Raw genomic sequence first — 15,586 nt, 5'->3', positions numbered from 1 at the left:
GCTTTTATTTCACCTTGCCACCATCATGAACGACAGCCTGTTGGACATCCGCGCGCGCCTGGCCGCGTTTGCGCAAGAGCGCGACTGGGACCAGTTCCATACGCCGAAAAACCTGGCCATGGCCTTGTCGGTGGAAGTGGCCGAACTGGTCGAGCACTACCAGTGGCTGCCCACCGGCGCGGACGCGGAACTCGATGAGGCCAAACGCACGGGCATCCGCCATGAACTGGCCGACGTGCTGATGTACCTGGTGCGCCTGGCCGACAAGAGCGGCGTCGACCTGCATGCGGCCGTGCTGGAAAAGATGGTCTTGAACGCCGAGAAATATCCGGTGGACCAGGTGCGCGGCGACGCGCGCAAATATTCGGACTACTGAGCTCGCCGCCCATCCGTGCGTGGTCAATGTGCAAATTGGCGTAGCATCGAACCATGCGTATTCCTATTCTGCTACTGATGACTTCCCTGTTGCCATGCGCGCCCGCGCTGGCGCAGACCGATGCCGTGCCCCAAGTCAAGGTCGGCGCCACGCGCGACCCGGTCGACAAGTCCTACCGCAAGATGATGCAGGGCGTGGACCGCTTCGAGCGCGACCATGCACTGGCGCCACAGGCCAGCCTGCGTTTCCGGCTGCTGCCGCGCCAGCCCGGCGTCGACATGCAGGGCGTCAAATTGCGCATTGCCGGCGACACCGTCAGCGTGCCGCTGCCCTTGTCTGAAGACAACAGCTTTGCTCCGGTGCGCAACGAGCAGGCGCTGCGCGAAGATGCCGTGCTGATCGCCAACCGCAAGGCCACTACCATGAGCTGGCGCGCGCAAGTGCTGACTCCCGGCCTGCCGCCCGGCACGCGGCGCCTGGGCGACCTGCGCCTGGAGTGCCGTACCGGCATGGATTCGGGCCTGATCTCGAACGATCCGGCGATTATTTCCTGGCTGTCGAGCATGCTGTACAGCACTGACAAGGTCTGCTCCGAGCCTGACGGCAACTACCTGTTCTTTACCGACCGCCCGCTGTTGGGCGTGACGCTGGTGCATGGCGAACGCCGCGTCGCCCTGCCGTTCAAGATGCTGTATGCGGGCGGCGAGCAGACCCCTGCTTCGCTGCCCTACTGCGATTGCCAGGTCCTGCTCGACCGCAGCTACTACGCGCCGCTGTGGGACCAGAGCTGGCCCGACGATACCTTGCTGGAATTCGACTACATGGATGAGGTGGCGCCATGAAGTGGCTGATGATACCCGCGCTGCTGTCGCTGGCCGCCTGCTCCGGCACGCGCGCCCTGCAGGCCAGCAAATCCGTGCCGCAGGCCACGCTGGAACAGACCGTGCAAGTGGGCAGCAGCACGCGCGACCAGGTACGCGCCGCGCTCGGCGACAGCACCTCGATCCGTTTTGACAGCGGCAATGAGGTGTGGATGTATACCTACCCCGATGGCTCGCAGGCAGGCGGAGAATATGTGATTCTGTTTGGCGCCGACGGGGTGGTGAAGAAGGTGCGCAGGGGTGGGGTTTATAAGCTGTCCAAATAAGCTTGACCCAACGGCAGAGACTGAGGTCGGACCCTGAGCGTACGACCCCGGCACTGTCAGCTGTTGCGGGTTAAAATTACCGCACAGCCAGCGCCCGCGAAGCCGCCGCCCTGCGCTTTGGCGCATGTTTCAGCTTGAACACGAACAGCGACTTGGCCACGCTGTCGGTGCGCTGCGCCAGGTTGGTGGCCGCCGCTGCCGCCTGCTCGACCAGCGCCGCATTCTGCTGCGTGATGCCGTCCATATGGATCACTGCCTGGTTGACCTGGCCGATGCCCTGGTTCTGTTCGCGCGTGGTCGATGAAATCTCGTCCATGACTTCCGTCACGCGCGCCACCGAAGCGATCACTTCCTTCATGGTGGCGCCGGCATTGCCGGTCAGGATGGTGCCGGCATTGACGGTGGCAATCGAATGGTCGATCAGGTTTTTCACTTCCTTGGCCGCCGTGGCCGAACGCTGGGCCAGGCTGCGCACTTCGCCCGCCACCACCGCAAAGCCGCGTCCGTGTTCGCCGGCGCGCGCCGCTTCCACCGCCGCGTTCAGGGCCAGGATATTGGTCTGGAAAGCGATGCCGTCGATCAGGCCGATAATGTCGAGAATCTTGCGCGACGAACTGCTGATCTCGTCCATTGTGGTCACCACTTCGGTGACGATGCTGCCGCCTTTGGCCGCCACGCCGGACGCCTGCAGCGCCAGGTCGTTGGCGGTGGCAACGTGATCGGCGCTGTTCTGCACAGTTGACGTGAGTTCCTCCATGCTGGCCGCCGTCTGCTCCAGGCTCGACGCCTGCGATTCGGTGCGGCTCGACAGGTCCATATTGCCGGTGGCGATCTCGGCCGTGGTCACGCGGATGTCCTCGAAATTGGCGCGCACGTCGCCGATAATGCTGTGCAGGTTGATATTGGTCTGGCGCAGCGCCGCCATCAGCTGGCCCATGTCGTCGTCGCGCACCTTGTCGATCACGCCGGTCAGGTCGCCGCCGGCCATCTTGCGCGCCATGATGACCGCGTCATTCAGCGGCAGCACGATGGAATTGTGCAGGTATGCCCAGAACACCAGCATGATTACCGAAGCGGTCGCCGCCAGCGCGATCAGCCAGCCGCGCGTGGCAGCCTGAGTGTTGCTGTCGATATTCCAGACGGCGCCTGCCAGCACGGCCATCGCCACGCAGAAAAAGATGGCGTTGACGGCCATGCCCTGCGTCAGATTCGGCTGGCTCAGCGCTTTCAGCCTGGCGCCCAGGCCCTGGCCAACGATGCGGCCATTGCGGAAGGCCAGCCGCGCTGGATTGCCGTCTTTAAAACCCTGGTACAGCGCCGACGCCTCGGCCACCTGCTCGCGCGTAGGCTTGGTGCGCACCGACATGTAGCCGACCGGGCGGCCGTTTTCGATTACCGGCGTGATGTTGGCCAGCACCCAGTAAAAGTCGCCATTCTTGCAGCGGTTCTTGACCAGGCCGGTCCACGGCATGCCGTTCTGGATGGTGTTCCACAGGTCGGCAAACGCTTCGGCCGGCATATCGGGGTGGCGCAGGATATTCTGCGGCGCACCGAGCAATTCGTTTTCCGAAAAGCCGCTCACTTCAATGAAATACTGATTGGCATAGTTAATGTTTCCCTGTAAATCCGTGGTGGAAACAATGGTCATGCCATCATTTAATATATATTCCTTTTGCGTGACAGGTGTATTCAACCGCATCGTCGCTCCCTTGTTTTTTTAAATAGCATAGCAAAATTATAAAAACAATATACCACATCAAGCCTGCCCGCCATACCGTGGAGCAGGACTTGACGCCAGAAAAGGAATAACATAAACATCATGCAGTTGATGAACTATCATGTTCATTTATTTAATTTAATTGATTTTATTTACATTCAAAATAATAATCGATCAGCTGGCAATCATTATTGATTCGATAGCAAAATTCAAATACGGCGATAAATGCGCGGCGATGCCTGCCAATTACAGGCAGGCATTACCAAAGGGACATGTCAGGTCTCTAACCGCAAGTAAGACTACTTATTCGGCGAAGGCCTGCTGAAGATGATTGCAACTTAGAAATTAATGTTGCCTATTGGAGACAAAAAAGGCGCCCGAAGGCGCCTTCTATTCATCCGCCAGCGCGGATTACTTGTACGTCTTGCGCGGCGACTTCGGACGCGGTGGCGCAGGCTTGCGCTCCGAGGTGCCGTCGTCGAGGCTGATGCGCAGTTGCTGGCCGGATACCCACACCGTTTTCAGGTGATCGAGAATCTCCGGCGGCATGCCTTCCGGCAGGTCCAGCACGCTGTGCGTATCAAAGATATCGATGCGGCCGATATGCTTGGCTTCCAGGTTCGCTTCGTTGGCAATCGCGCCGACAATATTGCTTGGCGTCACAGCGTGTTCGCGGCCCACTTCGATGCGGTAGGCCGTCACGCCCGGACGCGGACGCTCTTTCTTCGGTGCCCGCACCGGAGCGTCGCCCGCAGCCGGGCTTTCCGGCGCGGCATCCCTGAACGCTGGCGCGGCCTTGGCGGCAAACGGCTTGCGCGGTGCGGCCGCCGGCGCCAGGTCAGGCGCGTCGCCGTCACGGCTGATACGCAGTTGCTGACCTGCCACCCACACGGTTTTCAGCTGGTCCAGCAATTCTTTCGGCATGCTGTCCGGCAAATCGAGGACGCTGTAGTCGTCGTAGATTTCGATGCGGCCGATGTTCTTCGAATCGATGCCCGCTTCGTTGGCGATGGCGCCGACGATATTGCCAGGTTTCACGCCATGCTGATGGCCCACTTCGATACGGAAGGTCTGCATGCCGGCATCGGCCGGACGCGAGATGCGTTCCTTTTTCGGGAAGGCCGGGCGCTCGCCACGGTCGCTGCGCTCGTTGCGATCGAAGCGGTCGCCGCGTTCCGGACGGTCGTTGCGTTCGAAACGGTCCTGGCGTACCGGACGGTCATCCTGCCAGGTCGCCTGTTCGCGCGCCTTGTTCTTGTCCAGCAGCAGCGGCGTATTGCCGCGCGCCATCTTGGCCAGCGCGGCGGCGATTTCAATGGCCGGGATATTCTGTTCGCGCTCGAAGTCTTCGATCAGCGACTGGAACTGTTCCAGTTCGCCCAGCGCCAGCGTTTCGCTGATCTGTTCCTTGAACTTGGCGATGCGCACGTCGTTGACGGCTTGAATCGTTGGCAGTTCCAGCATGCCGATCGGCTGGCGCGTCGAGCGTTCGATGGCCTTGAGCAGGTTCTTTTCACGCGGGGTGATGAACAGGATCGCTTCGCCGCTGCGGCCGGCACGGCCGGTGCGGCCGATACGGTGGGTATAGCTTTCCGGATCGTGCGGCACGTCGTAGTTGACCACGTGGCTGATGCGCTCGACGTCCAGGCCGCGCGCGGCCACGTCGGTGGCGACCAGGATGTCGATCTTGCCGTCTTTCAGTTGCTGAATGGTGCGCTCGCGCTGTGCCTGCTGGATGTCGCCGTTGATGGCGGCCGCCGAGAAACCGCGCGCCTGCAGCTTGCCTGCCAGCTCTTCCGTACCCAGCTTGGTGCGGGCAAAGATGATCATGCCGTCAAACGCTTCCGCTTCCAGGATGCGGGTCAGTGCGTCGAGCTTGTGCATGCCCGACACCAGCCAGTAGCGCTGGCGGATATTGTCGGCCGTGCCGGTCTTGGCGGCGACCGTCACTTCGGCCGGGTTGACCAGGTAGGTGGTGGCGATGCGCTTGATAACGGAAGGCATGGTAGCCGAGAACAGCGCCGTCTGGTGGCCTTCCGGGGTTTCCTGCAAGATGCGTTCGACGTCGTCGATAAAGCCCATGCGCAGCATTTCATCGGCTTCGTCGAGCACCAGGGTCTTCAGCTTGGACAGGTCGAGCGAGCCCTTGTCCAGGTGATCGATGACGCGGCCGGGCGTACCGACCACGACGTGCACGCCGCGGCGCAGTGCCGACAGTTGCGGGCCATAGCTTTGGCCGCCGTAGATCGGCAGCACGTGGAAGCCGGGAATGTGGGCGGCGTAGACCTGGAACGCTTCGGCAACCTGGATTGCCAGTTCGCGTGTCGGGGCCAGCACCAGGGCCTGGGGTGAGCTTTGTTTCAGATCGATGCGCGACAGGATGGGCAAGGCAAAGGCAGCGGTTTTACCGGTACCCGTTTGCGCCTGGCCCAGCACGTCGCGGTTGCTGAGCAACAATGGAATCGTCGCCGCCTGGATAGGCGACGGTGTTTCGTAACCGACGTCCTTGAGCGCGCGAATCAGCGGCTCGCTCAGGTTGAGGTCGGAAAATAAGGAAATTGGTGTATCAGACATGAAATCACTCACAAGTTCGCTCGAATCGCCCAATGCGAAAGAGTGTATCTGCTAGTTTACTCTTTACTGGCCCTGACCGGGTGGAAGCGCGCGGCAGAACGCCGTTTTTTGCGCTCCAAAACGCAGAAAAATCGGCGATCCGCACGCAATTGGTGCATAAACCAAACAACCTTACCTGTTTTGCAATAGAACTGCCTGGAACTACAGGTGCTCGGGCGCCAGCGTGGGCGCGTCGGCGGAATGGCGCAGGAACTCGAGCAGGTCCGCATTCAGGCGGTCTTTATGCGTGCTGGCCAGGCCATGCGGCGCGCCCGGATACACCAGCAGCCGGCTGCCAATGATGAGCTCGGCCGTGCGGCGCGCCGAGGCGGCAATCGGCACGATCTGGTCATCGTCGCCATGGATCACCAGGGTCGGGATATCGAATTTCGCCAGGTCATCCGTGAAATCGGTTTCCGAAAACTGCTTGATGCACAGGTAGGCGGCGGGCATGCCGGCCTGCATGCCCTGCAGCCAGAAACTGTCGCGCAGTCCTTGCGACGGCTTGGCATCGGGACGGTTGAAACCGTAGAAGGCCTCGCTCAGGTCCTGGAAGAACTGGCTGCGGTCGGCCTGCACGCCCTTGCGGATATCGTCGAACACCGCAATTGGCAGGCCCAGCGGATTGTCGTCCGTCTGCAGCATCAGCGGCGGCACGGCGCCCACCAGCACCGCGCCGGACAGGCGAGCCGTGCCGTGGCGGCCGATATAGCGCGCCACTTCGCCGCCGCCCGTGGAGTGGCCGACCAGGGTGGCGCCCTGCAGGTCCAGCGCGTTGATCAGCTCGGCCAGGTCGTCCGCGTAGGTATCCATGTCGTTGCCATCGAACGGCTGGCTGGAGCGGCCATGGCCGCGCCGGTCGTGCGCGATCACGCGGTAACCGTGCGAGGCCAGATAAAACATCTGGTCTTCCCAGGCGTCGGCCGACAGCGGCCAGCCGTGGCTGAATACCACCGGCGCGCCGCTGCCCCAGTCCTTGTAGTAGATCGTCGTGCCGTCGCTGGTGCGCAAGGTGCTGCCGGTAACGCCCTCGATTGTGCTTGCTGTGTCGGTCATGCTGGCCTCCTTCGAGATGGCCTGCCGGGTGGCGGCCTTCGAATCCATTGTGCCCCGATTCGGCTGAGCCACGCCGCGCAGTACAGTCCGGCAATATGATCCATAGAGTAAGATTGCTGCCGATGCATCGATTTTGCAGCACCGTTTTCTTATTTTTGGAGTTGTTTTATGCGTACCCTCATGCGTACCTCTTTCGCCCTTGCCGCCAGCCTGGCACTGTCCGGCAACGCCGCCAGCGCCCCATCCCTGCCCGTCGTCGCCGAAGCGCCGCTGCGCGCCCATCTGTCTTTCCTGGCCGACGACCTGCTCGAAGGGCGCGGCACCGGCCAGCGCGGCGGCGACCTGGCCGTGCGCTACCTGGAAACCCAGGCCGCGCTGATCGGCCTGCAACCATTGAAGGATGGCACGTATCGCCAGGGCCTGACCATCGTCGGCAGCAAGGCCCTGCCGGACAGTACAGTGACGTTTTCCGCCGGCGGCAAGACACTGGCGCCGAAGTTTGGCGAGGGCATCGTGTTTGGCGCCTCGAACGGCCAGGCCAGGGTGGCGTTCGACGCGCCGGTGGTGTTTGCCGGCTATGGCATCGACGCCCCGGCAGAAAAATGGGACGACTTCAAGGGCATCGACCTGAAGGGCAAGCTGGTGATCATGATGGTCAACGATCCGCAGCCGACCGCCAGCGAACCGGACCGCTTTGCCGGCAAGTCGCTGACCTGGTACGGCCGCTGGGTCTACAAGTACGAAGAAGCGCTGCGCCAGGGCGCGGCCGGCGTGCTGCTGATCCACACGACGGAGTCGGCCTCGTACCCATGGTCGGTGCCGGCCAACGGTTTCGGCCATGAACGCTTCAGCCTGGCCGGCACCGGCAATGCGATGGAAGGCTGGCTGCAGGAAGACACGGCGCGCGCGCTGTTCCAGGCCGCAGGCCAGGACCTGGACGCCCTGCGCGCCCGGGCCGAAACGCGCGACTTCAAGCCGGTGCAGCTGGACGCCACCGTCAAGGTCAGCCTCAACAGCACCATCCGCACCGTCGAGCAATTCAATGTGGCCGGGATCGTGCCCGGCACCGATCCCAAGCTCAAGGACGAGGCCGTGATTTACTCCGCGCACTGGGATCACCTGGGCAAGGACGACGACGGCAGCGGCAAGGCCGGCAGCGACCATATCTACAACGGCGCGATCGACAACGCCTCGGGCGCCGCGGCCCTGCTGGCGATGGCGCAAGTGGCCGTCAAGCAGCCGGCGCGCCGCACGCAGATCTTCCTGTGGCCGGCCGGCGAGGAAACCGGCATGCTGGGCGCCAACGCCTGGGTGCGCGCACCGCTGTGGCCGCTGGCAAAAACCGCCGCCGACCTGAACCTCGACAGCATGAACTTTGTCGGCAAGACGCACGACATCGGCGTGGCCGGCGCCGAGCGCAGCAGCCTGTATGCGAGCGCCGGCAAGGTGGCCAAACGCATGGGCCTGCGCCTGGCGCCCGCCATCCCCGACCTGTCCGGCGCGTTCTACCGGGCCGACCATTTCGCGTTTGCCAAGGCCGGCATTCCCGCCTTCAATGTGGGCTCGGCCGTGTTCTCGGGCGACGGCTCGTTCGACTTCGTCAACGACGCCAAGGCGTCAAGCGCGCGCCTCGTTGCGTTCAAGAAAGACTACCATCAGGTGACGGACGAGTACAACCCATCCTGGGATCTGTCGGGCATGGTGCAGCAGGCGCAGTTCACGCTGAACCTCGGCTATGAAGTGGCGAACGACAAGACCATGCCGGTGTGGAACAAGGACGAAGCGTTCGGCAAGGTCAAGCGCTGACGGCAGTAATACCTCATTGATTATCGGACAAGGACAAGCATGTCATTACAAAAAGGCCAGAAACTCAAGCTCGACAGCGGCACGGTGGCCGCCGAAATCGCCGTCAGGTGTACGCTCAAGGCGCCGTTTCATATCGACGTCAGCTGTTTCGGGCTCGATGCGAACGGCAAGCTGTCCGACGAAGCGTATATGGTGTTCTACAACCAGCCGGCCTCGCCGAAGGAAGAAATCCGCCTGGTGGCCGATGTGCCCGACAGCCAGTTCCTGGTGCAGCTGTCGCGGCTGCCTGTGCAGATCGACAGGCTGGTGTTTGCGGCGGCCGTCGATCCCGCCCACAGCCAGTCCATGAACGAACTGGGCAGCCTTGAGTTTCGCCTGGACGAGCATGTATTTGCCCTGAGCGGCGCTGACTTCAGCGGCGAAAAGGCGATCATGATTGCCGAGCTTTACCGCAAAGACGGCGACTGGCGCCTCGGCGTCAACGGCCAGGGATTCAATGGCGGACTCGATGCGCTGCTGGTGCACTTTGGCGGCGCCGTCGCTGCCGACAATGCCGCCCCGGCGCAGGCAAGTTCGGCACCGATGCCGGCAGCGGCGCCAGCCAGGGTGTCGCTGGAAAAACGCTTTGAACAGAAAGCGCCGCAACTGGTGTCGCTGGCAAAAATCGCCGGCATCTCGCTGGCCAAGAACAATCTCGACCGCGTGCGCGCCAAAGTCGCTTTCGTGATCGATGCATCGGGTTCGATGTACGCGCAATATACCAGCGGCCAGGTGCAGGAGGTGGTCAACCGGGTGTTTCCGCTCGGCGTGCATTTCGATGACGACGAGGAACTGGAAACCTGGGCCTTTGCGCTCAAAAGCAAGCAGCTGTCGAATGTCACGTTCGCCAACTTCAAGAACTATGTAAAAAAGGATGCGGGCGGCTGGGAAAAATGGATGAGCGACCTGCGTTCCCAGCACAATAACGAGCCGGCCGTGATCCGCGACGTGATCGCGCATTTTTCCGGCCTGACGCCGCCCGACGCCGTGGCCGAAAAGAAGGGCTTGTTCTCGACGAAGAAAGTGTTTCCCGACGGATTTGCCCCCGCCATCGACGCCAAAACGCCTGTCATCGTGCTGTTCATTTCCGATGGCGGCGTGTCGCACAACCAGGAAATCGAATTCCTGATCCGCTGGTCGAGCACCCTGCCGATCTTCTGGCAGTTCATCGGCATCGGCGGCTCGAGCTACGGCGCGCTGGAAAAGCTCGACGAACTGAAAGGCCGCCACATCGATAACGCCAACTTTTTCGCCATCGACGACCTGCGCCAGATTTCGGAAGCCCAGCTGTACGACCGCATGATGCAGGAGTTTCCCCTGTGGCTGAAGGCAGCGCGCAGCAAGGACATGATAGGCAACTACGAGCTGTAAAGACCGCAGTGTGCGTCAGATCGCCATGATCCGTTTCAGGTCGACAAACGCCGTTTCATACAGGTGCTGGAAGGCGCCGACCATCACCTCTTCCACGCCTTCGGCCGCATCGAACTGGCTCGACCATTCGGCCACGCACGACGATGCGCCCGGCTCGCCGGTGACGCGCAGGGTGGAACGGTAGTTCTTGACGGGGATCGGACCGGAGACGATGGTGTAGCTGTAGCTTTTGTCCGCTTCGCTGAAGCTTTGCAGGCGCTCGGCGATGATGGCGCCGTCCGTGGTTTTCAGGCGGCGCACGCGGCCGCCCTGCTCCGGCAGGCTGGTCTTGATCGAGCTCGACCATTCAGCCAGCGACTGGAAGCCGCCGATAAAATCCCACACGCGTTCGGCGCTTGCCGCCAATGTTACAGAAACAATTACTTGGGCCATCTTTGATTCGGTTCCTCATCCAGGTTTGCCGGGCGCGGGGCCCGGCCGGCCGGAGATGCCCGGCACAGGCGCTATTTTAGCGCCCATGCCGCTTTGCTGCCGAAGTGCTTACAGATTTTCGGACAGGAAAACCAGGGTATTGCCATGCGCCTGCACCGACGAACGCATGTCGTAGCTGTCGCGGTAGTTGCAGTTGAAACCATGCTCGGCGCCCGGGTAGATATGGATTTCCACTTCTTCGCGCTGCTCGAAGCGTTCGGCAATCGCTTGCACGGCTTCGCTCGGTATATGGCTGTCGTTGCTACCGAAATGCATCAGCAGCGGCACCTTGACCTGGTCGGCCAGGTCCAGCTTGTTCTGGATGCCGCCACCGTAGTAGGCAACAGCGGCGTCGACCAGGCCGGCAGCTGCTGCCTGATAGGCCAGGCGGCCACCCATGCAATAGCCGAGCGACGCGATCTTGCCTTCGACTTCCGGGCGCGCGCGCAGGGCCGCGACAGTGGCGTTGATGTCGGTCAGCGCGTGTTCATTGTCAGATGCCTGCATCAGTTCGACGGCACGCTTCCAGCCCGCCTCGTCATAGCCCAGCTCGATATGCTTGCCTTCGCGCCAGAACAGGTCGGGCACCAGCACCACGTAGCCATCGGCTGCGTACTGCTCGGCCACAGTACGGATATGCTCGTTGACGCCAAAAATTTCCTGCAACAGGATAATGCCAGGGCCTTTGCCCAGATGCGGCACGGCCAGGTAGGCGGGGAATGTACCCTCGGGGCCGGCGATATCGATCCACTGCGTGGTAATGCTCATGAAGACTCCAGTTCGGTTGGGTGAAAACAGACAGCCATCTTACTGGTTTTTCAGGCGCTCTGCGCCCGGCCCGCCCATGTCTTGTGACAGGGGACAAGCACGGGTCAGTACATTTCGCGCAAGTAAAGTACCGGACCCGATTTCGCAATGCCGAACACCACGCGGCCGACAGTCGACGGCAGATGGGGCAAGCCGCCGATGGACACATTGACGCTGCCGCCCACGCGCGGCGGCTGCAAGGTCAGCCGCCCATTGCCCAGCAATTCGCCGTTACTGAATAGATACAGCTGGTCATTGACGACCAGGCTGGAGCACACCAGCTGCTTGATGCAGTCGGCCAGCACCACCTGGGCCCGGCCGAATGTGCTGGCGCTGTCGGCCGGGTTGATGCGCCAGCGCGCGCCATCCCAGTACTGCGCCTGCACGGCCAGCCGGATCGGCATCAGTTCGGAGCCGAAATTGTGCGGCACCAGCAGGCGGCCGGTCAGCACGGCCAGCCTGGCTTCGCTGCCCTGCGCGGACGGCGCCGACGTGACGGTGCCGCCAGCCGGATAAGCGAAGCTGGCGCGCAGCAGCACACCGGTCGGCGGCGCCAGCACGGCGGTGCCGGGCGTATTCGTATAGGCATTGGGAAACTGGAAGGCCAGCATCTGGCGCGCCACGCCGTCGGTGAAGGCCGTCATCGGCACGCCGGCCAGGCTTGCCTGGGCCGCGCTGCCATCGGTCAGGCGGCTGCCCGCTGGCGGCGCATCGGCGGTGTCTTTCGCGTCGCGCGCCAGCAGCGCCACCTGCCGCGTGTTCAGCGCCGTATCGCGCTTGTCGAAGTTTTTCGTCGTGCCGTTTTGCAGGTTCTGTGCCGTCACCGTCAATGTAAAAGGCTGGCGCGAGTAGACAAAGCGGGGATCGGCGCCCATGTCGGGGCAGGCCAGCTGGACGCCGCACGGCGCAGGGAAAGCGCTGCCGAGGTCAAGCGTAGTCTGGAAATGGTGCGGAATGAATTGCACCTGGTTGCTGCTGCCCGTGGCCAGCGGCGTGGCTGCGCCGATTCTTGTCACGCCCAGATATGTGTTCAGGGTCGCCGTCAGGTTGATCGTGCCTGTCTCCGCCCACGCCAGGCCGCTGGCCTTGCCCACGCCGTTGGCAAACACCAGCGTGCCCGCCACTTTCGGTTCGGTCTGGTCCTTGACGAACGTTGGCGCCTGGAAAACATGAGCGAGCACTACCACCGGCGTCCCCGTTTCACGGCCGAAATTGGGCGTGGTGCCGCCCGACGTGTTTTGCGCCGTAACCGTCACCGGCGTGACCTCCTGGCCGGCGCGCTGGGGAGTAGCGATCGTGCTGAAGGCAAACCTGGCCGGCGCGACAATCACACTGCCGCTGCCGGTCATCACCAGGCCGCTGTCGGTGCCGCTGGTCGAGGCATAGGTGGCCGTCAGGCCCAGCTGTCCCACGTCCGCATACAGCATGGCCGGCTGGGCCAGTCCATTGGCGTCGAATCGCAATCCGACGTCGGCGCCTGCGGCACTGCAGCTGCTGGTGCTGTTGCCAGCCAGCGCCACCCAGGCGCCATCCTTGTTCTGGATGCGCGCGGGCATGGTGCCGCTGGCGGGATTGGCATAGCCGCATTTGAGCCTGATGGTTTTATCGAGGCCGGCAAACAGCGGCACGCAGGCGCGCGGATTCGATGCCGATGCCTGCAGCGCGCTGATCGATATCACCCCGCTCTGCTCCGCATAGCGCGGTTCGGCGCTGACCTGCAAGCCGCTGCTATTAAATGTCATCTGGCAATTGGTGGTGTTGCCGGTGCTGCTGCTTTTGCATACCAGCGCGCCCGTGGTGGCGGGAATGCTGCTCAGGCTTAGGGTGGCGGTACCGCCTGCGTACTGCGCCACCGTGCTGTCGACGCTGCCTGTGTTGCCCGTCGATGCCGTGGCGCCGCCGGGCAGCACGGTGACTGCGGCGCCATTGACATAGGCCGTGCCGCAGCTGGCGTCGGCACAGGCCTTGACGGTAACTTTTTCCGGCGCGCAACTGAGTCCTTCGGCCGGATGGGTGATCTGGAAATGATGCGGGCCGGCGACCAGCGGCGCGGCGCACGACGGGCCATTCACGGTGCCCGCTTCGTAGCCGCTGTTGTTGGTAACGCAGGTGCAGGGGTTGGCCGGCGTATAGGCGTTGCAGGTGATTTTCTGCTGTACCCGGCCATGCCAGCCGAGAATGATGGAATCGACCCGGGCCGTGCCGGTGATATACGCTTCCGACGACTGCAACTCGACCTTGCCGGCCACGACATTGCCCGAAATAAAATTGCCGGACCCAAGGATCAGCGAATTGGAGGCGTTCACGTCGCCATACACGCGGGTATCGGATGGCTCGATATTCACGCTGGGCGCGGTCAGCTTGCCGGTCAGGCGCCCGCCCGAACCGAGGTTGAACGCGACACTGGCCGTGACGTCGCCATTGAGCACCACGGGCGAACTGGTGCGGATGGTCGCGCCGGTGACGGGCCCGTTGACGGTGGCGTGCGAGGCGATATCGACCAGGCCGCTGGCCGTGATGGTGCCGGTGATCGTCAGGTTCGAGCCGCTGCCCAGGCGTATATTGGCTGCGCTGACGTTGGCCGTCAGCGTCTGCACCTGTTGCCCGACGCTGAAGGTGCCGCCCTGCGCGGTCAGCGTGCCGCCGGAAATGCGCAGGTTGGCGCCGTTGATATTGCCGATATCGAGGTCGCCGTTGACGAACAGGGCCGCCGTGCCGCTCATCGTCAGGCTGTGGTTGTAACCGAAGGAAATGGCGCCAGGCACCACCACCGTGTACCCGCTGGCAATTACCATGGTGTTGTTATAGTCCGGCATGTCGAGCGCCGCACACGTATAGCGATTTCCTGCGAGCGAACACTGCGATACCGCGCCGCCATTGAAATTGAGATTGTCTGCCCGCGCCATGGCCGCCACGGCCAGCAACAGCCAGAATACTGCGATGTACTTGAACAGAGGGTTTTTCATGGCGCCGATTATAAGGCGCTTTCATTTCCGGGCAGCATTATCGGTTGATGCGGGGCACAGTCCTTCCATGCTAAGCTGGCGCCCTGCCCCCAGTATCCATGCGCCTGATGACCGATTCGCCCCTGCTTCCCCACCCGCCCCGGCTGCGCACCGTCGACATCATCGTCTACCCAGGCTTCAAGGCCCTGGAAGCCATCGGCGCGATGAAGGTATTCGACTATGCCAACACGCATCTGCGCCTGCGTCACCTGCCCGGCGGCTATGACCTGCGCATCGCGTCCACGGCCGTAGGACCGGTCGAGTCCGATACCTTGATGAGTTTGCACGCCAGCAAAGCCTTATCCGGCACCAACCTGCCCGACCTGGCCGTGATCGTCGGTTGCCACCATGTGGAAACCGTGTTTGACGAGATACCGGCGATTGCCGCCTGGGTGGCGCAGGCGGCACCGCGCATCGACACGCTGGCGGCACTGTGCACGGGATGCTTTTTCCTGGCAGAAGCGGGCGTGCTCGATGGCAAGAGCGCCGCCACGCACTGGAGCGCGGTGGACAGCCTGCGCCGGCGCTATCCGCGGATCGCGGTCAACGCCGATGCGATTTTCGTGCGGGAGGGAAATATATGGACCTCGGCCGGCGTGACGGCCGGCATCGACCTGGCACTGGCGCTGGTGGAAGAGGATTTCGGCCGCGATATCGCGCTGGAAGTGGCGCGCGACCTGGTGGTGTACCTGAAACGGCCCGGTGGCCAGTCGCAGTTTTCCGTGCACCTGTCGAGCCAGATGACGACGCATCCGACCATCCGCCAGTTGCAGGCATGGATCATGGAGCACCTGGCCGATGACCTGAGCGTGCCGCGGCTGGCGGCCAGGCTGGCCATGAGCGAGCGCAACTTTGCGCGCGTATTCCAGCGCGAAACGCGCGTCAGCCCGACCGAATTCATCGAAACGGCGCGCTTCGAAGTGGCGCGCCGTTTGCTGGAAGAGAACGTCTCGTCATTGAAACAGGTGGCCGCGCAAACGGGATTGCACAGCGAGGAACGGCTGCGCCGCCTGTTTCACAAGAAGCTCGGCGTCACGCCGCGCGACTACCGCGAGCGGTTCTCCAGCACCTCGCGTTAGGGCGAGATCAGTACAGCACCACCGAACGGATCGACTCGCCGCTCTTCATCAGGTCGAAGCCTTCGTTGATGCGTTCGAGCGGCAGGCGGTGCGTGATCA

Annotated in this window: 12 protein-coding genes and 1 pseudogene; 6 read left to right on the top strand and 7 right to left on the bottom strand. The window is 62.7% G+C overall.

Going from position 1 to position 15,586, the window contains the following annotated elements; translation table 11 throughout:
• The first annotated feature begins 25 nt into the window (after window positions 1-25).
• Genes RTQ46_RS15235 through RTQ46_RS15225 form a run of 3 tightly spaced genes read left to right on the top strand, consistent with a single transcriptional unit; the run spans window position 26 to window position 1,523 of the window.
• On the top strand, window positions 26-376 hold the full coding sequence (locus RTQ46_RS15235) for a nucleotide pyrophosphohydrolase (RefSeq protein WP_312437824.1): 351 nt from the start codon (window positions 26-28) through the stop codon (window positions 374-376).
• 53 nt (window positions 377-429) lie between these two features.
• Complete coding sequence (locus tag RTQ46_RS15230) at window positions 430-1,218, top strand: hypothetical protein (protein WP_312437823.1); 789 nt, start codon at window positions 430-432, stop codon at window positions 1,216-1,218.
• Window positions 1,215-1,523: an outer membrane protein assembly factor BamE gene (locus RTQ46_RS15225; RefSeq protein ID WP_312437821.1), complete on the top strand. Its 309-nt coding sequence runs from the start codon at window positions 1,215-1,217 to the stop codon at window positions 1,521-1,523. Before RTQ46_RS15230 ends, RTQ46_RS15225 begins: the two co-directional genes overlap by 4 nt.
• Window positions 1,524-1,599: 76 nt before the next feature.
• On the opposite strand, the gene RTQ46_RS15220 is transcribed toward RTQ46_RS15225, so the two are convergent.
• The 3 genes from RTQ46_RS15220 to RTQ46_RS15210 all read right to left on the bottom strand — a co-directional run bounded on the left by RTQ46_RS15220 (window position 1,600) and on the right by RTQ46_RS15210 (window position 6,909).
• Entirely contained in the window at window positions 1,600-3,222 is a 1,623-nt protein-coding gene (locus RTQ46_RS15220; RefSeq protein WP_312437819.1) for a methyl-accepting chemotaxis protein, read from the bottom strand.
• Window positions 3,223-3,651: 429 nt separating this feature from the next.
• The gene (locus RTQ46_RS15215; protein ID WP_312437817.1) at window positions 3,652-5,814 is read right to left on the bottom strand and encodes a DEAD/DEAH box helicase; all 2,163 of its coding nucleotides are present in this window, start codon (window positions 5,812-5,814) and stop codon (window positions 3,652-3,654) included.
• 201 nt (window positions 5,815-6,015) lie between these two features.
• A complete protein-coding gene (locus RTQ46_RS15210) occupies window positions 6,016-6,909 on the bottom strand; it encodes an alpha/beta hydrolase (RefSeq protein WP_312437815.1) in 894 nt (297 codons plus the stop codon).
• Between the two features lie 180 nt (window positions 6,910-7,089).
• Between RTQ46_RS15210 and RTQ46_RS15205 the strand changes: the two genes are divergently transcribed.
• Entirely contained in the window at window positions 7,090-8,715 is a 1,626-nt protein-coding gene (locus RTQ46_RS15205; RefSeq protein WP_312437813.1) for a M28 family peptidase, read from the top strand.
• Between the two features lie 39 nt (window positions 8,716-8,754).
• Window positions 8,755-10,125, top strand: coding sequence for a VWA domain-containing protein (locus tag RTQ46_RS15200; protein ID WP_312437812.1), 1,371 nt, complete (start codon window positions 8,755-8,757; stop codon window positions 10,123-10,125).
• Window positions 10,126-10,140: 15 nt separating this feature from the next.
• On the opposite strand, the gene RTQ46_RS15195 is transcribed toward RTQ46_RS15200, so the two are convergent.
• The 3 genes from RTQ46_RS15195 to RTQ46_RS15185 form a co-directional block, all read right to left on the bottom strand.
• Window positions 10,141-10,557 carry an SRPBCC family protein gene (locus RTQ46_RS15195; RefSeq protein WP_312437810.1) on the bottom strand — a complete coding sequence of 139 codons (417 nt, stop codon included), beginning with the start codon at window positions 10,555-10,557 and terminating at the stop codon, window positions 10,141-10,143.
• A gap of 108 nt (window positions 10,558-10,665) precedes the next feature.
• Window positions 10,666-11,364 carry a dienelactone hydrolase family protein gene (locus RTQ46_RS15190; RefSeq protein WP_312437808.1) on the bottom strand — a complete coding sequence of 233 codons (699 nt, stop codon included), beginning with the start codon at window positions 11,362-11,364 and terminating at the stop codon, window positions 10,666-10,668.
• Window positions 11,365-11,468: 104 nt separating this feature from the next.
• The gene (locus RTQ46_RS15185; protein WP_312437807.1) at window positions 11,469-14,369 is read right to left on the bottom strand and encodes a polymer-forming cytoskeletal protein; all 2,901 of its coding nucleotides are present in this window, start codon (window positions 14,367-14,369) and stop codon (window positions 11,469-11,471) included.
• Window positions 14,370-14,476: 107 nt separating this feature from the next.
• Here RTQ46_RS15185 and RTQ46_RS15180 point away from each other — a divergent pair, with 107 nt between their 5' ends.
• On the top strand, window positions 14,477-15,487 hold the full coding sequence (locus RTQ46_RS15180; RefSeq protein WP_312437805.1) for a GlxA family transcriptional regulator: 1,011 nt from the start codon (window positions 14,477-14,479) through the stop codon (window positions 15,485-15,487).
• Between the two features lie 7 nt (window positions 15,488-15,494).
• On the opposite strand, the pseudogene RTQ46_RS15175 reads toward RTQ46_RS15180, so the two are convergent.
• Window positions 15,495-15,586 (bottom strand): annotated as a pseudogene (locus RTQ46_RS15175) (zinc-binding alcohol dehydrogenase); the annotation flags it as partial.

The organism is Janthinobacterium sp. (assembly GCF_031995485.1).
Lineage (GTDB): Bacteria > Pseudomonadota > Gammaproteobacteria > Burkholderiales > Burkholderiaceae_D > Janthinobacterium.
Note: the sequence above shows the minus strand (reverse complement) of the source record. Positions and strands in the feature narration are given on the sequence as shown.

What these genes read in the sequence shown, in the direction of transcription:
- RTQ46_RS15235 (WP_312437824.1), top strand. Translation starts at nt 26, where the DNA reads ATGAACGACAGCCTGTTGGACATCCGCGCGCGCCTGGCCGCGTTTGCG.
- RTQ46_RS15230 (WP_312437823.1), top strand. Translation starts at nt 430, where the DNA reads ATGCGTATTCCTATTCTGCTACTGATGACTTCCCTGTTGCCATGCGCG.
- RTQ46_RS15225 (WP_312437821.1), top strand. Translation starts at nt 1,215, where the DNA reads ATGAAGTGGCTGATGATACCCGCGCTGCTGTCGCTGGCCGCCTGCTCC.
- RTQ46_RS15220 (WP_312437819.1), bottom strand. Translation starts at nt 3,222, where the DNA reads ATGCGGTTGAATACACCTGTCACGCAAAAGGAATATATATTAAATGAT.
- RTQ46_RS15215 (WP_312437817.1), bottom strand. Translation starts at nt 5,814, where the DNA reads ATGTCTGATACACCAATTTCCTTATTTTCCGACCTCAACCTGAGCGAG.
- RTQ46_RS15210 (WP_312437815.1), bottom strand. Translation starts at nt 6,909, where the DNA reads ATGACCGACACAGCAAGCACAATCGAGGGCGTTACCGGCAGCACCTTG.
- RTQ46_RS15205 (WP_312437813.1), top strand. Translation starts at nt 7,090, where the DNA reads ATGCGTACCTCTTTCGCCCTTGCCGCCAGCCTGGCACTGTCCGGCAAC.
- RTQ46_RS15200 (WP_312437812.1), top strand. Translation starts at nt 8,755, where the DNA reads ATGTCATTACAAAAAGGCCAGAAACTCAAGCTCGACAGCGGCACGGTG.
- RTQ46_RS15195 (WP_312437810.1), bottom strand. Translation starts at nt 10,557, where the DNA reads ATGGCCCAAGTAATTGTTTCTGTAACATTGGCGGCAAGCGCCGAACGC.
- RTQ46_RS15190 (WP_312437808.1), bottom strand. Translation starts at nt 11,364, where the DNA reads ATGAGCATTACCACGCAGTGGATCGATATCGCCGGCCCCGAGGGTACA.
- RTQ46_RS15185 (WP_312437807.1), bottom strand. Translation starts at nt 14,369, where the DNA reads ATGAAAAACCCTCTGTTCAAGTACATCGCAGTATTCTGGCTGTTGCTG.
- RTQ46_RS15180 (WP_312437805.1), top strand. Translation starts at nt 14,477, where the DNA reads ATGACCGATTCGCCCCTGCTTCCCCACCCGCCCCGGCTGCGCACCGTC.